This is a genomic window from Oribacterium sp. WCC10, assembly GCF_900113415.1.
GTDB lineage: Bacteria > Bacillota > Clostridia > Lachnospirales > Lachnospiraceae > Oribacterium.
Window position 1 is genome coordinate 1 of the sequence record NZ_FOPH01000005.1, and the last position, 17,356, is coordinate 17,356.

The window sequence follows — 17,356 nt, forward strand, 5'->3', positions numbered from 1 at the left end:
ACGGTGTATTCAGATGGTTTATTAAAGTTACCCTCAAACCAATAATTTCAAAATTTTGTTTAAAACCTATTGACTACTAATAGTTTGTCACCTCATTGTCTCCCTATTATCTTCTCATCATCTCCTTATTATCTTCTCATTGTTATAGCGTCCACTACTCAAGATACAACACATCCCTACTTCCTGAGCACACAGTATAAACAGTTAAAATTAAATGAAATTCTTTTATGAATACAAAAAGTGACCCCTCAAAAAGAGATCACTTCTAAAAATACTATATGATATTTTCATCCGATCATCCTGACTGAATATATGCTCCGATATCCCTGAACCGGAACTGTATCCAGTACTGTTGCTAAATTCCGAAAAGATATCAGTAAATCACAGGAATCACCAATTATCTTACAAGCAGATTTGCAATTCTGAACTGCTCCTCAGGTATATCCTTCTTCATCTGGAGAGCCTCCTGAATATCGAAATCAACAAACTCACCATTCTTGTAAGCTACGACTCTGTTTGACTTACCGTCACGAAGGAGCTCTGCTGCCTTGGCGCCCATCATAGATGCATAGTAACGATCCTTACAGGTTGGTGAACCACCACGCTGGATATGTCCAAGGATAGTAGCTCTTGTCTCGATACCTGTAGCTGCCTCAATGCGCTTAGCCATAGATGTGCTGTGCCCGATACCCTCAGCATTGATGATGATGTAATGCTTCTTTCCTCTCTTACGTGCCTCGATGATACGGTTGATGATAGACTGTTCGTCGCCATCATAACGCTCAGGGATAAGAATCTCCTCAGCTCCGTTTGCAACGCCGCACCAAAGAGCGATATATCCGGCGCGTCTTCCCATAACTTCGATGATAGAACAACGCTCATGAGATGTAGAAGTATCTCTGAGCTTATCGATAGCTTCCATGGCTGTATTTATAGCTGTATCAAAACCTATAGTGTAATCTGTACATGCTATATCAAGGTCGATGGTTCCCGGAACTCCGATAGTATTGATTCCCAGTGCAGAAAGCTTACCTGCGCCTCGGAATGAACCGTCTCCACCTACAACAACCATACCGTCGATGCCATGTTTTCTGCAGATTTCCGCACCACGCTGCTGACCTTCAGGGGTTGTAAACTCCTTACATCTTGCTGTGTAGAGTATAGTACCTCCATGGCTGATAGTGTCTGATACAGAGGTTGTATCCATATCTACGATCTCTTCCTGAAGGAGACCTGCATAACCTCTCATGATACCTTTAACCTTAAGTCCTTCATGAATCGCCGTTCTTACAACAGAACGAACACAGGCGTTCATGCCCGGTGCATCTCCGCCGGATGTTAAAACACCAATTGTCTTCACAGCTTTTGCAGCCATAGTAGTTCCTCCACATTTTGTCAAAATTCTCTCATAGCCATCTCTGAAAGTCTTTAAGCCGAGATAAATCCGTCATCTCAACTAAACTTTTTAATAGGTTTACTACAGGAGATACCTGCTGAAATAATATTTCAAACTGAGTTTATATAATAGTTTAGTTTTGTTCTTTTTTCAATACTTTATACGTAACTTTGACATTTTTTTCACCAAGTAAAGTGTTCAGCTTGTTCTGAAGATTCTCATCTATATGAACCGCCTGGTCACGATTCAATCTCTTAACAGCCTTTTCCTGCCTGAGATAGATGCCAACAACGTCATCACCCTGATGTTCATATAATATACGGTCAATCCGGGGTTGTAAAGAAATGTAATGTTCCTTTGAATCAAACTGCAGCCACAATTCCTTTGGTGCATCGCTGAAAGCATAGATATTGTCAGCTATCAGCTTACTGTCTTCGTCATCCGAGGTAGTGACATGACCGTATATAAATATCTTTCTGTCAACCGTAAGAAGCGGTCTCTTTAGCTGATAGGTATTGGGGAACACAATCACTTCCACTGTCCCGACCATATCCTCTATCTGTATAAATGCCATCTGCTTCTGAGTTTTCGTAGTCTTGGTCCGTACATCCGTAACAATACCGCCTATGGTAACACGCTGCTGGTCTCTGAGATTCGATCTTCCGGTCTCGGGATCTCGCTTGAAATCATGACTTCCTGCTGTGACATTGGCCTTTATAACATCTCTGTACTCATCCAAAGGATGACCGCTGAGATAGAATCCCAATGCCTCCTTCTCAAACTGCAGAAGCTCTCCCTGAGGAAACTCGCTGAGTTTCGGCAAGCGTATCTTAAACTCATCGGCTTCCTCGCTTTCTGAACCCAACAGATCCGCCAGTGTCATTTGCCCAGCCATAGAATTGACCTTTTCCTTCATTTTGTTATCGATGATCATCGGAAGAACTGCAATCTTTTCCCTTCGATTTCCTGGAAACTCATCGGTACCGCCGGCCTGTATAAAATACTCTATGGCACGTCTGTTAATGTTCTTTTCCGATACTCTGATGACAAAATCCTCAAAATCCTTAAACGGCCCATGCTGGTGTCGTTCCCTGATGATCTGCATGGCTGCGGTGCGTCCCACACCCTTTACAGCACTGAGTCCGTACCTTATAGCCCCGTTTTTAACAGAGAAACCTACTTCAGCCTCGTTTACATCAGGAGGAAGTATCTTTATACCGAAAGACTTGACCACATCAATATACTCGGCGGTTTTTGCCATATTATCCATAAAAGATGTCATAGTCGCCGCAAAAAATTCCGCAGGATAATAACAACGCAGATATGCCGTCTGATATGCCACCACTGCATAGCACGCTGCATGAGACTTGTTGAATGCATACTTCGCAAAATCAATCATCTCGTCGTATATATGGTTTGCCGTCTTTTCATCTATGCCATTTGCAATACACCCCGGGATATGTTCCTCTTCGTTTCCGTAAACGAAGTTCTGGCGCTCCTTCTCCATGACCGATGTCTTCTTCTTACTCATGGCACGACGAACCAGATCAGATCTTCCCATAGAGTAACCCGCAAGATCACGGACTATCTGCATAACCTGTTCCTGATAAACGATACAGCCGTAGGTATTCTCAAGTATGGGTTTGATCTCCGGGCAGTCATAGGTTATAAGCTCCGGATGTCTCTTACCCTTGATATACTTCGGTATAAAATCCATAGGCCCCGGTCTGTAAAGTGCCACACCGGCTATGATATCTTCAATGTTTTCGGGTTTAAGTTCCTTCATGAAGTTCTTCATGCCAGCAGATTCCAGCTGGAATACGCCCTCGCACTTTCCTGCCGAGATCATCTGATATACCTTCGGATCATTGTAATCCATATTGTATACATCGAGATTCGTGCCGTAGGACTCATTCACGTACCTGATTGCATCCTTTATAACTGTAAGTGTTCTCAAGCCAAGGAAATCCATCTTGAGAAGTCCAAGCTCTTCTATGGTCGTCATGGTAAACTGAGTAGTCAGAGAACCATCAGATCCCCTTGAGAGCGGCACATAGTTAACCACGGGCTGTCCCGAGATAACCACTCCTGCCGCATGCATGGAGCTGTGTCTGGGAAGACCCTCAAGTCTTCTGCTCATGGATATGATGCGTCGGGTCTCCTCATCGGACTCATACATCTTTCGAAGCTCAGGATTGGACTCCAGAGCCTTATCAAGTGTCATATTGAGTTCATTGGGCACCAGCTTCGCTATGAGATCACACTTTGCATAAGGAACATCAAGAACACGCCCCACGTCCCTGATAACACCCTTGGCAGCAAGCGTACCGAAAGTGACGATCTGAGTCACGCTGTCCTTCCCGTACTTTTCCGTAACGTAATCTATAACCTCCTGACGGCGTTCATACTCGAAGTCCACGTCCACATCGGGCATGGTAACTCGTTCAGGATTGAGGAAACGCTCAAAGATCAGGTTGTATCTCATAGGATCTATGTCGGTGATGCCTATGGAGTAGGCAACAATGGAACCTGCCGCAGAGCCTCGACCCGGGCCTACCGATATGTCGTGAGTCTTTGCAAAATGTATGTAATCCCACACTATAAGGAAATAGTCTACGAAACCCATGGAGGTTATGGTATCAAGCTCATACTTGAGACGATCCCTGTACTTGTCTGCTTCCGAACCGTAACGGTCTTTGAGTCCCTGTTCGCAAAGCTCTGTAAGATAGCTCAATGATGTATATCCATCAGGCACCTGATACTTTGGCAGATGGTAATGACCGAACTCAATCTCAACATTGCATCGCTCTGCAATCCTGTGAGTATTGTCCAGAGCCTCTTCGGCATAAGGGAAAATGGCTCTCATCTCATCTTCGGACTTGATATAGAACTGTCCCCCCGGATACTTCATACGGTTCTCATCAGAAACCTTCTTTCCGGTTTGGAGACAAATCAATATGTCATGCGCCTCTGCATCGGCTTTGAATGTATAATGAATATCGTTTGTCGCCACCATGGGTATGCCGGTTTCTTCGTGAATCTGCAGGATTCCTGCATTGACACGTCTCTGTTCGGGATAGCCATGATCCTGAAGTTCCAGGAAAAAGTTGCCTTCGCCAAATATACCAAGATAATGAAGTGCTGCCGCCTTTGCCTCATCATACATATTGCGGGCAAGATTTCTCGAAACCTCCCCGGCGAGACACGCCGAAAGAGCTATGATACCTTCATGATATCTTTCAAGGATTTCATAGTCTACTCGCGGCTTATAGTAGTAGCCGTCTGTAAAACCTGCTGATACTATCTTCATGAGATTCGCATATCCTGTATCATTCTCGGCAAGAAGAACCAGATGATAGTATCTGTCATCCCCTTTTGTGATCTCTCGGTCAAATCTGGATCCTGAAGTTAGATATATCTCACAGCCAATGATAGGCTTGATTCCCTGTTTAACGGCCTCTTTGTAAAAGTCTATAACGCCGTACATGACTCCATGATCTGTGATAGCCATGGAATCCATACCCAGCTCCCTGCATCTCGATATCATCTCGGGAATACGTCCCGCACCATCCAAAAGACTATATGATGTATGAACATGTAAATGTGTAAAAGCCATCTGTTACTCCCGGTTAAAAAATCTAATGCTGTAGATTATATCACACTATATAAAAAATTAGAATATACGTTCTTTAAAATAGTCAAAAAGAAAGGACAACCGCATCATAGCGACTGTCCTACATCTTCGTATAAATATATAGTTATCAATCAAACTGCTACGCCCTGAAGATACTCTGAGATAGCATCCACTGCAGCATCTTCATCTGTACCTTCAGCGGAAATGTTGATCTCCTGACCGTTGTTGATACCGAGTGCCATCATACCCATGATAGACTTTGCATTCACTTTTCTTGGGCCTTCAGCCATGTAAATGCGTGACTCATATCTACTTGCGATCTGTACAAGCATAGCAATCGGATGGTCATCAGCTTTCTTTGGTAAATTTACTACCACATTTGTGTCCTTCATATTTGTCCTCCATGAAGATCAGCTAGATGTCTGCAATGAAAACTCTGATTCACATTGCTAACTAACAAAAAACTTTACTTCTTTTTATACTCCCTCGGCGATCTTTTTACGTATACCGTCGGCAATACTTGCCAACTTCCTCATACGATGATTGGCACCGCTTTTTCCAATCGGTTCACTGAGACGTTCAGCCAGTTCGGTAAGCGATGCGTTCGGGTCTTCCAGCCGCTTCTCTGCGATCTCTCTCAAACCGGGATCAATCTTCCGAAGTCCCAATTCCCTTTCTATCAGCTCTATATCAGCAACCTGTCTGATACCGGCAGAAACCGTGCGCTGAAGATTCGCAGTTTCACAATTAACGCGACGATTCACCTTCTCGCTTACTTCTTTAAGTATACGAACATTTTCAAATTCCATCAGACCATCAACTGCACCGATCAGATTGAGCACATCGGATATCTGAGCTGCGTCCTTAAGATATACAACCAGGTGTCCGTTGCGATCCATGATCCTCGGTTCCAGCCCGAATGAACCAAGTCCATCCGAAATACGATCTGCATCAACCGCATCATCACATACAAACTCCAAATGATAATCCTTTTTTGGATCTGTAACTGAGCCGGAATTCAAAAAGCGTCCCCTGATAAATGAACGGGTCTTAAAATCTTTAGAATCGACGTTTCCAATATTAATAACTTTTTCATAAGCTGTAAAGTCTTTTTTCCTTAACTCATCCTTTACTCTGCCTGAAAAAGAAATCCTGTTTTTTGATTCCTGAGCCATAACATCCTCCGGGCATTATATAAAAGTATTATAATACTCCTATAAAAGCTCTGACCTTTTGGTCAAAATCTTCTATAATTGAGAGAATTCGGCATTTTTAAGTGAAAGCAAATTTTTTCCGCATAGAAGAAATATACAATTATTCATAAAGTTCATAAGAAAAATTGTATAAGGTTTCACCCGGATAATGCTTGATAATGCTTAAAAATCTTAAACCTTCTCTCAATGATATATATCTCTATGGTCTATGCGGAGTCCGTAGTCTGCTGTTTTCTTTAATTTTTCATAAAGAAGACTTGCAATAGTGACAGAGCGATGCTTTCCACCCGTACATCCTATGCCGATAAGGAGCTGGTTTTTTCCCTCTTCGATGTAATGAGGTATAAGGAAATTCACCATATCCAAAAGTTTCGTCAGGAACTCATCAGCCGTACCGTCCTTCTGAACATATGTCCTTACATCCTGCTCAAGTCCGGTGTGGGATCTGAGTTCGGTAACATAATAAGGATTAGGAAGGAATCTCACATCAAATAATAGATCCGCATCCTCAGGTATCCCATACTTAAAGCCGAAACTAAGTATAGTCACCTGCAGATTCTCATAAGGATAATGCTTTTCGAAAATATCTGCAAGCTGCCTGCGAAGTTCTTTGGTGAGAAGGTGAGTGGTATCGATGATGCAGTCTGCATTATCCTTAAGCCACGACATCTCCTGACGTTCAGCCTCTATTCCGGTCTCGACTCTTCCATCCTTACTGAGAGGATGCGCACGCCTTGTTTCCTTGAATCGCTTTATGAGTGTTTCGTCGGCAGCATCAAGGAACACAACTTCATAATCGACATTCCCTTTTATATCCCAATTGTCAAATATCTCTTTAAGGAGAGGCAGATCTCCGCCGGAACGAACATCGATGCCGAGGGCCGCCTTCGATATCTGACCATTACCGTCAGCTATGAGTTCGGCAAACTTGTCTACCAGAGGAATAGGCAGATTGTCTACACAATAGTATCCCATGTCCTCCAGTGACTTAAGTGCGATGGTCTTCCCCGCGCCGCTCATGCCTGTGATTATCAGAAGTTTCCCCATAGCTTAACCTCCGGAGTAAGCTCAACTCCCTGTTCCAAAAGCACTCTCTTACGGATCTCTCCGATAATCCAGTAGATATCCGAAGCCCTTGCGGTTCCGTCATTGATCACGAATCCACAGTGTTTCTCACTGACCTGCGCTCCTCCGTGACGATAGCCTCTCAGTCCGCAGTCCTCTATGAGTTTTCCTGCGAAGTGCCCCTCAGGTCTCTTAAAGGTGGAACCGGCAGAATACTTATCTATAGGCTGTTTTTCCTTACGTCTGTTCTGATAATCAGCCATCAGCTCCCCGATGGCCTTCTTATCGCCCTTTTTCAGTGCAAATGTTGCCGCCACCACCACATATTCCTTCTCAGGAACGATGCTGTGGCGATATCCGAGTTCCAGGTCAGACGTTTTTAATGTAAGCTGCTTTCCGTCCCTTGTCAGAACTTCAACAGTTTCAAGTACATCCTTCATCTCTGTGCCATAGGCACCGGCGTTCATGGTTACGGCGCCGCCTACTGTTCCCGGAATACCTCTTAATGCTTCCATACCCGCAAGACTATGATTCGCTGCAAACTGTGCGGTTTTCCCAAGAGAAGTTCCGGCAAGCGCACGAATGCGATAAATTTTACCATCTGAAACTGCTTCTTCAGATGATTTCAATTTGCTTTCTTTGCCTGATACAGCATCTTCCAGAAGTTCGATTCCGTCCAGTGACTTTCCGATCTCTATAACAACCGAATCAACACCGCTGTCGCTGACCAGAAGATTTGTTCCATTACCTATGATCTGATACGCAATGTCTTCATCATGAAGAAACTCAATAAGTTTCCTGAGCTCATACTCATCCTCCGGGATGGAATAAACTTTTGCAGGTCCCCCCACCTTGAAGCTTGTATGCTTCTTCAGCGGTTCATTCTTTAATACTTTCATATACCTCCAAGTTATATCGCAAGCGATTTATATGTTTTCAAGGCATCTGCCTCAAAAGCACATCATCCTTCATTATTGGCTTTCATATTCGCTGTAACTCTGTCATAGAGTACCTGGGCAGCATTGTAACCCATCTTCTTTGCACGGTTGTTTACAGCCGCACACTCTACGATGATGGCAATGTTTCTGCCCGGACGAACCGGTATATCATAGCATATAACTTTGTTTCCTAAAAACTCTGTGTAATTATCCTTAAGTCCGAGTCTGTCATAGTCCTTGTCCTTTGACCACTCGGCAAGCTTGATGACCATGTTTATATTCTGTGTATCCATAACACACTCAACACCAAACATCTGCATTACATCTATGATGCCAATGCCTCGAAGTTCGATAAAATGCTTAGTTATATCAGGCGCAGAACCTACAAGTGTCTCATCACTGACTTTACGGATCTCGACAACGTCATCAGATACCAGTCTGTGGCCGCGTTTGATAAGCTCAAGGGCAGCTTCGGACTTACCGATACCACTGTCTCCCATGATGAGAACACCTTCACCGTAAACATCAACAAGAACACCGTGTACAGAAATCATAGGTGCCATCTTCACCTTCAACCATCCGATGATCTCGGACTCAAGCTCGGTTGTAGGTCTTCCCGACTGAAGAAGAGGTATCTTTGCGGCACGGCATGCCTCTATCATACAGCTGTCCGGTTCAATGTTTCTGGCGTATATGATGCATGGGATTGGATACTTTGTTATGGCATCATACTTGGCACGACGCTGGGGAGCCTCAAATGTCATAAGATAGGCATTTTCAACATTACCTATGAGCTGAACTCTCTCCGAATCAAACTGATCAAAGAATCCTGCAAGCTGTAATGCAGGACGGTTTACATCAGGAATATTAATGAATTTATCGTCTGTTGAAACCTCCGGAGTAAGGTTTACGAGCTTTTCTCTCTTGATAAGTTCACTTACGCTGACTTTATCTACACTTGTCATGATGACCCTCCATTCTTAACGAACATAATTAAGATAAGTATATTTTGACAAGGTGAAAAAATCAACTTGATGAAGTTTCACAATGCCGCAAACTTTAACCATAAAAATTTCTCTTTGACACTTGCGCCAATAACCGGATATTTCTCATTGCACTCGAACCACATGTCCGGTCAAACTTGATTTACAAAAAGAAAGGTTCTATGATTATTCTTACCCGACGTGTGATATGACATTGTCACACGTATGATGTAAGTATCAAAAGTACCTGCCACTCACTGATTAGCGCCAACACTCTCGTGTGCATAGAGCAGGAATCCTTACATCATTTTATTTTTTGATTTTGGAGATTTTGTAATGATTTCAAAAAACTCTCCCATCGGCGTTTTCGATTCAGGCGTCGGCGGGATTTCCGTGCTTCGTATCTTAAGGCACGATATGCCCAATGAAAACTTTGTTTTTTTCGGAGACAGCATCAACGCTCCATACGGTGAAAAAAGTGATGAACGGATAAAAGAGATGTGTGATGATAATATCCGTTTCCTTTTTAAAAAGGACGCCAAGGCCATCGTCATCGCATGCAATACAGCAACCTCGGCTGCAGCTACATTTCTGAGAGAAAAATATCCCGACACCATAATCGTGGCAATGGAGCCTGCCGTAAAACCGGCCGTGGATAAATCCGAATCCGAACATCCTAAAGTGCTTGTTCTGGCGACCAAATCAACGATTCATGGCGAAAGACTGCATCATCTTATAGGCCGTTTTTCGGAAAATGCAGACATTTATCCTGTTGCGGCTCCGGGTATCGTTCCTCTTGTGGAGTCGGGAAAAGAAGATTCCGAAGAACTCCTTCAGTATTTAAAGGAACTTCTGAATCCTTTCAGACGTAAGGAAGACGGCGGCGAGGGCAATCCTGTTGACAGTGTAGTGCTTGGATGCACACATTTTCCTTTTGTGACCGGCAAGATAAAAGAAGCTTTAGGCTATGAAGTTACATTTTACGATGGTGCATACGGAACCTCCCGTGAGACAAAACGCCGTCTCAAAGAGGCCGGTCTTCTCACAGACAGCACTGAACCCGGGAAGATCGAGCTCTACTCTACTGCGGAGGGAGACAATCCCACAGCTCTTGAAAAAAGACTTTTGGAACTCCCATTCAAATATGAACCTTAATGATGAAAGAAATAAGTATTATTGCATGATGTGATCAATAACACATACAGAAATGCAAAGAATGGGCATCAGGCTTTCGAGTTGAAAGGAACATCGCGTGCCAACATGTACGAGCCGGATGTACGCAGTACAGCAGGGACGATCATGTTGGCACGCGGGTATACTTTCAACTCGAGTGAGCCGGTGCCCGCCCTGCATTTTCGTATCTTTACTTATATCACCTTAAAGTTTAGCTTGAAGTTTACAATAAAGCGTGTTATAGTACCATGGTATTTTGAATCTATCATATGTATAAGGTGGTGAGGATTTATGAAAATCGCACTTGTTATTATATTTTGTATCATCGGTATAGCACTTTCTGCTATTATTCTTATGCAGGAAGGTAAGAGCGCAGGTCTCGGTGCCATTTCCGGTATGGCTGAGTCATACTGGTCAAAGAACAAGGGACGTTCTATCGAGGGAGGACTTGAGAAGTTTACCAAGTTCGCTGCTGTTGCATTTTTTGCTATAGCACTTCTTCTTGATGTTATCTGGTGATTTACATTTAGTTGATGACGTTATATAAGCCTGCATACATATAGTATGCAGGTTCTTTTTTTAGGAGTTTTTATGGAGGATTATCAAAAGGATAAGCTAGCCAGGCTGATCGTGGATCTCGTTAAAGACAAGATCTATCAGCCTATGAAAGCAAAGGAAATGGCCAATCTCATCGGTATACCAAAGGCCGAGAGAGCTGCTTTACAGGAGGTTCTTGACAGACTGGTATCCGAAGGAAAGATCGGCATTTCACAGAAAGGCAAGTACGGACGCACAGAAAATTTCACTCATGTCGGTACATTCACAGCCAATCAGAGAGGCTTCGGATTTGTAAGCCTCGAAGGACATGAAGACGAGGATGATATATTCATTCCCGCTGATTACATCGGTCAGGCACTTGACGGAGACAAGGTCAGAATCATCATCACCAAAAATGCTGATTCCGACCACCGCTCGGAGGGACATATCACTCAGATACTTGAGCATGCCAACAAAGAAATCGTCGGAATATACAGAAAAAACAAGTCTGTGGGTTTTGTTGAGCCTGACAATCAGCGCATACTTAAGGATATTTTCATCCCTCAGGGACGTGATATGAGGGCTGTAAACGGTCACAAGGTTGTAGTGAAGATACTTAACTACGGAGACGAGAAGCACAAGCCGGAAGGTGTTATCAAAGAGATCCTCGGTCATATCAATGACCCGGGCGTTGACATTCTTTCCATAGTAAGAGCCTATGGTCTGCCGGAAACATTTCCGAAGGATATCATGAAGGCCGCGGAGTCTGTACCCGATACGGTTCCCGAAAATGAAGTTGCTTTGAGAAAAGACCACGACTTCAGGGATCTCACTACAGTCACCATCGACGGTGAGGATGCAAAGGATCTGGATGATGCCATCTCTCTTCAGTATGACGAGAAAAATGAGATGTACAAACTGTATGTTCATATTGCGGATGTTACACAGTACGTGACAGAGCACTCTCTCATCGATCAGGAGGCTCTCAACAGAGGAACTTCCGTTTACCTTACAGACAGAGTCATCCCAATGCTTCCCAGAGTTCTTTGTAACGGCATCTGCTCTCTCAATGAAGGCGAAGACAGACTGACCCTTACCTGTATCATGGATATCGATAAAAACGGCAAGATAGTGGATCATGAGATCTGTGAGTCTGTAATCCATTCAAACAAGAGAATGACCTACAACGGTGTTCATTCTATTCTCACCGGGGAAGAACTTAAAAACGGCGAAGACATAGAGTCATATCTTCCATATAAAGATCTGCTGTTGAGAATGTATGAACTTTCCAAACTTCTCCGCAAGCGTCGTCATGAGCGCGGCGGAATCGATTTCGACTTCCCTGAAACCAGGATCCTTCTTGATGAAAAGGGCAAGGTGACTGAGATTCTTCCTTATATACGTAATGAAGCTCATATGCTTATTGAGGATTTCATGCTGGCGGCCAACGAAACTGTAGCCGAAGATTTCTTCTGGCAGCAGGTTCCGTTTGTATATCGTGTACACGAAAAGCCGGATCCCGAAAAGTTCATGGCTCTCGGAATGGCTGTTTCCAATTTCGGTCATTTCATAAGAATGCGCGACGAGGAAAGCATCAGACCAAAGGAGGTTCAGAAGCTTCTCGAGTCCATAGAGGGTTCTCCTGAAGAACCTATCATCAAGACCATGACTCTTCGTTCCCTGAAGCAGGCAAGATACTCGACAGAATGCAGCGGTCACTTCGGCCTTGCAGCCAAGTATTACTGCCACTTTACTTCTCCCATACGAAGATATCCGGATCTTCAGATACATCGTATAATAAAGGAAGACTTAAGGGGCGAACTCAAAAACAAGCGTCTTGAGCATTATAAAAAGCTGCTTCCGGTTGTAGCTGACCGCTCTTCCACTCTTGAAAGGCGCGCTGATGAAGCAGAACGAGAGACTGATAAGCTTAAAGAGTGTGAGTGGATGCAGCATCATCTCAATGAAGAGTTTGACGGAGTTGTTTCCGGGCTCACAAACTACGGAATCTATGTTGAGCTTCCAAATACAGTGGAAGGTATGGTATCCTTAAGATTCATAGACAGTGATTACTTTGTATTCCACGAGGATAAATATGAGCTTGTGGGTGAACGCACAGGAAAGGTTTACCGTCTCGGTGACAGAGTACGCGTCAGAGCCATCGGCGCGGATAAACTCACCAGAACTATAGACTTTCAGCTGTTAAAAAACGAAGAATAAATCATTTGCACTGATTCAACGAAGTGGATGTCTAATTATCATCCACCTACTTAGGCTATACAGCAGACACACTTTTCGCTGTATCATATGATCAGTGTTTCTCCGGAAGTTTATCTTCCGGGAGATTACGGGAGGACTTATATGGCAAATTACGGAAAAGAAGAAGGCACAAAGCTGATTGCCAACAACAAAAAAGCATATCATGATTATTTTGTAGATGAGACCTTTGAGTGCGGAATCGAGCTTGCCGGAACTGAAGTCAAGTCACTGCGGCTCGGCCAATGCTCCATCAAGGAAGCCTACTGCGGCATCAGAAACGGCGAAGTCTATATACAGGGCATGCATGTCAATCCTTACGAGAAGGGCAATATCTTCAACAAGGATCCATTGAGAGACCGTAAACTCCTCATGCACAAGTCCGAGATAAACAAGATCCTGGGACGTCTCAAGGAGCAGGGCTATGCTCTCGTTCCTCTTCGTGTTTACTTCAGAAAGTCTCTCGTCAAGGTAGAAATCGGCCTTTGTCGTGGCAAGAAGCTTTATGATAAACGTGCCGATCTTGCAAAGAAGCAGCAGAAACGTGAACTGGAAAGAGATTTTAAGGGCGCAAATCTGAGAGTCTGAACTTATTACCCGGTCCATATAATTTGCAGTCTGTCATTTTGGAATGGTCATACCTGGTTGAAGCCTTGCTGCAATCGACCTGATTCCGGATTCATCCGTTAACGGATTTTACCCGTTGTGATTACGTCAGTTTTCATGTTTTTATAATGTATACATCCCCTTATGTTTTATGCGAAATATTTTTGTATAAAACATAAGGGGATTTTTATTATCCCTTAATTAATATCTGCCGATATGAAATATGATGTAGTGACGGTTTTAATGGATGCAGATAAATGGTGGGTTATGTATCAAAAGACATTTGTAGTACATAGTCTGGCTGAAGTAAAAAATGTTGTTGAGGATCCTGATTTAAGAGGATTTTTCACCAACACCAAAGATGCTTATGTCCAGATCTATACAGCGAAAATACATGAAGATGATCTGAAGGAAATGCTTGTCATTCTGCATACTTCCTTTCCCGGTATAAAGACTGCGGGTATGTCTCTGTTCGGAACTCCCGATATCAACAATGACTATGCCGCAATCATGAGTTTTATGTTCTTTCATTCATCTCATGCCGAAACATTCATATATGATTTCACGACAATATCCGAGGAAGACGGAACCAGAGAGCTGAACACATTGTTCAGAAGCAGCAGTGACCTCAAAGCTGTTGCTCTTTATCCGGTCGGTCACTCCATCGGAATATCCAGAATCATAGATGATATTTCAGCAGGACTTGATGATATACCGTTTTTTGGAAGTCTGGCCAGCGCACATCTTGACGATTTCTCGAAAACCATTCTGCCATATTCATTTACCGATGAGACCGTAAAATACGGTATGGCTGTGGTTGCATTTTACGGAGAGGAACTGAATATTCTGATAGATGCCTGTCTCGGATGGAAACCTCTGGGCCGTACCTTCACGGCACACATAAACAAGGATATCCAGTTAAGAGTAGGTGATACCTGCCTTGAGAAACTGGATGATACGCCGGTTGTTGAACTGTACAAGTATTATCTTGATGCAGATGTTGACACTTATAATCTGTCCAATATCACAGAATTCCCTATTCTGTTGGCAAGAAACGGCATCCCTATGGTGCGAATACCGTTTATGGCAGGTGATAACGGTGAATTCTACTACTATGGAGATATAAATGAAGGAGAAAGGGTGCAGATAGGCTACGGAAACCCGAGAGAAATACTTCGGGAAGCCGAAAAGCTCAGTCTCAGAATGCAGGATTTTGTGCCTGAAGCATTAACCTCTTTTATCTGTGTCAGCAGATACATGCTCCTTGGAAAACGTTTCACAATTGAAACCGATGACTTCAAAAGGATACTGCCGCAGGCAACCTTTGCCCACGGTGCAGGTGAGATATACAAATATCGCGGATTCGGCGGAATGCTCTCAGGTTCCATAGTATCCATCGGTATGCGTGAAGGACCGATAACCGAGTCTATGACGAGAACCAGTTACCGTCTCGGGCAGGAGCTTAGACCAAATGGTATCGTTCCTCTTTCAGAGCGACTTGTGTCCTATCTTGAAAAGACCTCTTTCGATTTGAATGAAATGGCTATCAAGGCTGATCAGGCAAACAAAGCGAAAAGTGAGTTCCTTTCAAGGATGTCACATGAGATCAGAACTCCTATAAATGCCATCATGGGTATGAACGAGATGATTCTGAGAGAATCCACAGACCCGCACATTCTCGGTTATGCCGGAAGCATCGCAACTTCAGGAGAACTTCTTCTCGGAATCATTAATGATATCCTTGACTTTTCAAAGATAGAAGCCGGAAAGATGCCTCTTATTCCTACCGCTTTTGACCTTTTGAAGCTGATTGTCGACCTTGTTCAGATAACAAGACAAAATTGCGAAAAGAAGAATCTGAAGTTTGAACTGATACTGAATGAAGACATGCCATATATGCTTCATTTTGATGAGAAGGTTCTGAAACAGATCATCAGCAATATACTCTCAAATGCCGGCAAGTATACAGATGAAGGCAAAGTCACCTTTTCACTTGATTTCGAAAAGATAGATGACAACTATGAAAACCTTACTGTTCATGTCATTGACACAGGTATAGGTGTAAAGCCGGAAGACCAGAAACGTCTTTTCGTGGATTTCGAACGGTTTGATGAACAGAATCACCGTACCACTCAGGGAAGCGGTCTCGGTCTTTCGATAGTTCAGAGACTTCTTGAAATGGCAGACAGCAAGCTTGAATTCACATCGGAGTACGGAAAAGGTTCTGACTTTTACTTCACTGTCAAAATAGAAGTATTACAGTGGGATACCATACGTTCACATAAAGATGATTTTGATCTGAATATTTCTACAGTCAAACATTATCACGAGTCTTTCCGGGCTCCTGATGTCAGGGTACTTGTTGTAGATGATGTGGAGGTCAACAGATTTGTATTCCGCTCTCTTCTAAAAAAGACGGAGTTGAATATCACTGAAGCCTCCGGAGGTCAGGAAGCCATAGATCTTTGCACCAAAAACAAGTATGATCTCATCTTCATGGATCACCTTATGCCGGATGTGGATGGTATCAAAGCATTCCACTCTATAAGAAAACTTGATGCGGACTGGACGCATGATGTTCCTGTCATTGCACTTACTGCCAATGCCATAAACGGTGCCAGGAATATGTATTTGGAAGAAGGCTTCATAGATTATCTTCCAAAACCCATATCTCCTACCCATTTAGAGGCAAAACTGATACAATATTTACCAAAGGATAAAGTTCAGATAGTTGAGGACGAAGATACCGGCAACTCCGATCCACCCGGATTTTCTGTCATGGGAGGAAGCAGAGCCATTGACGAAGCCGCCGGTATGGTTCAGGCTTCAGGTGTGGATATCATATCGGGTCTCAATTACTGTGGCGATATCGTAACCTACCAGAAAGCCCTTGTAAGCTTTGTGGAAAGTATACCAAACCACCTTGCAACTCTTAAGCATTGCAAAGACACACAGGATATTAACGGATTTATACTTGTATCGCATTCCGTAAAGAGTACTGCAAAAGCCGTAGGTGCCACACAACTCGGAAGGCTTGCGGAGATACTTGAAAAGGCTGCAAAAGCCCACGATTTCGAGACCATCATTGAACATGCACCGATTTTCGCAATGAATCTCAGTGCTATTCAGGAGAAATTAAACCCTGTGGTTGCACAATATAAACAGTATATGGCCGTCGGTTCACAGAATCCTTTAATAAAGCATTCTTCTGATTCCGAGAACAATAACCAGAATACAACGTCTAAAGATAGCAATAAATCATCTAAAGGAGAATCAAAGGATATGATGCAAGACCCGATGGAACGTATAGGAGAAATCCATAAACTTAATGGAGAAGAGACGGTTCAGGCCGTTAAGGTTCTTAAGCAAAAGGCAGATGAATTCGACTTTGATTCCTGCGAAAAGCTTGTGGACTTTCTTGCAGCACAGTCTATTTCCAAAGAAATAAAGTCTACACTCATGGAAGTAAAAGCTGCACTTGAAGATATTGACTGGGATAAGGTTCAAAGTCTTCTTTCAGACTTATGATGCCAAATCATTGTATTTTATAAACA

12 protein-coding genes are annotated in these 17,356 nt (G+C 43.3%); 5 read left to right on the forward strand and 7 right to left on the reverse strand.

Translation table 11 applies throughout. The annotated features are described in order from the left end of the window. Positions 1 to 397: 397 nt before the first annotated feature. From pfkA to hprK, 7 genes are all read right to left on the reverse strand, one after another. Entirely contained in the window at positions 398 to 1,375 is a 978-nt protein-coding gene (pfkA, locus tag BM294_RS04835; RefSeq protein WP_091205386.1) for a 6-phosphofructokinase, read from the reverse strand. A 154-nt stretch (positions 1,376 to 1,529) separates the two neighbouring features. Beyond that, positions 1,530 to 5,012, reverse strand: coding sequence for a DNA polymerase III subunit alpha (locus BM294_RS04840; RefSeq protein ID WP_091205387.1), 3,483 nt, complete (start codon positions 5,010 to 5,012; stop codon positions 1,530 to 1,532). A 149-nt stretch (positions 5,013 to 5,161) separates the two neighbouring features. Next, complete coding sequence (locus BM294_RS04845; RefSeq protein WP_091205388.1) at positions 5,162 to 5,422, reverse strand: HPr family phosphocarrier protein; 261 nt, start codon at positions 5,420 to 5,422, stop codon at positions 5,162 to 5,164. An 84-nt stretch (positions 5,423 to 5,506) separates the two neighbouring features. Next, the gene (gene whiA, locus BM294_RS04850; RefSeq protein ID WP_091205389.1) at positions 5,507 to 6,205 is read right to left on the reverse strand and encodes a DNA-binding protein WhiA; all 699 of its coding nucleotides are present in this window, start codon (positions 6,203 to 6,205) and stop codon (positions 5,507 to 5,509) included. A gap of 222 nt (positions 6,206 to 6,427) precedes the next feature. Next, a complete protein-coding gene (gene rapZ, locus BM294_RS04855) occupies positions 6,428 to 7,291 on the reverse strand; it encodes an RNase adapter RapZ (protein ID WP_091205390.1) in 864 nt (287 codons plus the stop codon). Beyond that, positions 7,276 to 8,208 carry a UDP-N-acetylmuramate dehydrogenase gene (gene murB, locus BM294_RS04860; protein ID WP_091205391.1) on the reverse strand — a complete coding sequence of 311 codons (933 nt, stop codon included), beginning with the start codon at positions 8,206 to 8,208 and terminating at the stop codon, positions 7,276 to 7,278. Before murB ends, rapZ begins: the two co-directional genes overlap by 16 nt. 62 nt (positions 8,209 to 8,270) lie before the next feature. Then, positions 8,271 to 9,212, reverse strand: a complete 942-nt coding sequence (gene hprK / locus BM294_RS04865) for an HPr(Ser) kinase/phosphatase (RefSeq protein ID WP_091205392.1) — start codon at positions 9,210 to 9,212, stop codon at positions 8,271 to 8,273. A gap of 354 nt (positions 9,213 to 9,566) precedes the next feature. On the opposite strand from hprK, the gene murI reads away from it, so the two are divergent. The 5 genes from murI (at position 9,567) to BM294_RS04890 (ending at position 17,330) form a co-directional block, all read left to right on the forward strand. Beyond that, positions 9,567 to 10,385: a glutamate racemase gene (gene murI / locus BM294_RS04870; protein ID WP_091205393.1), complete on the forward strand. Its 819-nt coding sequence runs from the start codon at positions 9,567 to 9,569 to the stop codon at positions 10,383 to 10,385. 309 nt (positions 10,386 to 10,694) lie between these two features. Beyond that, a complete protein-coding gene (gene secG / locus BM294_RS04875) occupies positions 10,695 to 10,922 on the forward strand; it encodes a preprotein translocase subunit SecG (protein WP_091205394.1) in 228 nt (75 codons plus the stop codon). A gap of 72 nt (positions 10,923 to 10,994) precedes the next feature. Then, positions 10,995 to 13,160 (forward strand): ribonuclease R, encoded by a 2,166-nt coding sequence (rnr, locus tag BM294_RS04880; RefSeq protein ID WP_175494514.1) that lies wholly within the window; start codon positions 10,995 to 10,997, stop codon positions 13,158 to 13,160. A 141-nt stretch (positions 13,161 to 13,301) separates the two neighbouring features. Continuing rightward, a complete protein-coding gene (gene smpB, locus BM294_RS04885; protein ID WP_091205672.1) occupies positions 13,302 to 13,784 on the forward strand; it encodes an SsrA-binding protein SmpB in 483 nt (160 codons plus the stop codon). Positions 13,785 to 14,045: 261 nt separating this feature from the next. Then, on the forward strand, positions 14,046 to 17,330 hold the full coding sequence (locus BM294_RS04890) for a response regulator (protein WP_175494516.1): 3,285 nt from the start codon (positions 14,046 to 14,048) through the stop codon (positions 17,328 to 17,330). Positions 17,331 to 17,356: the final 26 nt, after the last annotated feature.

Excerpts from the sequence above, each read along its gene's own strand:
- pfkA (WP_091205386.1), bottom strand. The coding sequence starts at position 1,375 with ATGGCTGCAAAAGCTGTGAAGACAATTGGTGTTTTAACATCCGGCGGA.
- BM294_RS04840 (WP_091205387.1), bottom strand. The coding sequence starts at position 5,012 with ATGGCTTTTACACATTTACATGTTCATACATCATATAGTCTTTTGGAT.
- BM294_RS04845 (WP_091205388.1), bottom strand. The coding sequence starts at position 5,422 with ATGAAGGACACAAATGTGGTAGTAAATTTACCAAAGAAAGCTGATGAC.
- whiA (WP_091205389.1), bottom strand. The coding sequence starts at position 6,205 with ATGGCTCAGGAATCAAAAAACAGGATTTCTTTTTCAGGCAGAGTAAAG.
- rapZ (WP_091205390.1), bottom strand. The coding sequence starts at position 7,291 with ATGGGGAAACTTCTGATAATCACAGGCATGAGCGGCGCGGGGAAGACC.
- murB (WP_091205391.1), bottom strand. The coding sequence starts at position 8,208 with ATGAAAGTATTAAAGAATGAACCGCTGAAGAAGCATACAAGCTTCAAG.
- hprK (WP_091205392.1), bottom strand. The coding sequence starts at position 9,212 with ATGACAAGTGTAGATAAAGTCAGCGTAAGTGAACTTATCAAGAGAGAA.
- murI (WP_091205393.1), top strand. The coding sequence starts at position 9,567 with ATGATTTCAAAAAACTCTCCCATCGGCGTTTTCGATTCAGGCGTCGGC.
- secG (WP_091205394.1), top strand. The coding sequence starts at position 10,695 with ATGAAAATCGCACTTGTTATTATATTTTGTATCATCGGTATAGCACTT.
- rnr (WP_175494514.1), top strand. The coding sequence starts at position 10,995 with ATGGAGGATTATCAAAAGGATAAGCTAGCCAGGCTGATCGTGGATCTC.
- smpB (WP_091205672.1), top strand. The coding sequence starts at position 13,302 with ATGGCAAATTACGGAAAAGAAGAAGGCACAAAGCTGATTGCCAACAAC.
- BM294_RS04890 (WP_175494516.1), top strand. The coding sequence starts at position 14,046 with ATGGATGCAGATAAATGGTGGGTTATGTATCAAAAGACATTTGTAGTA.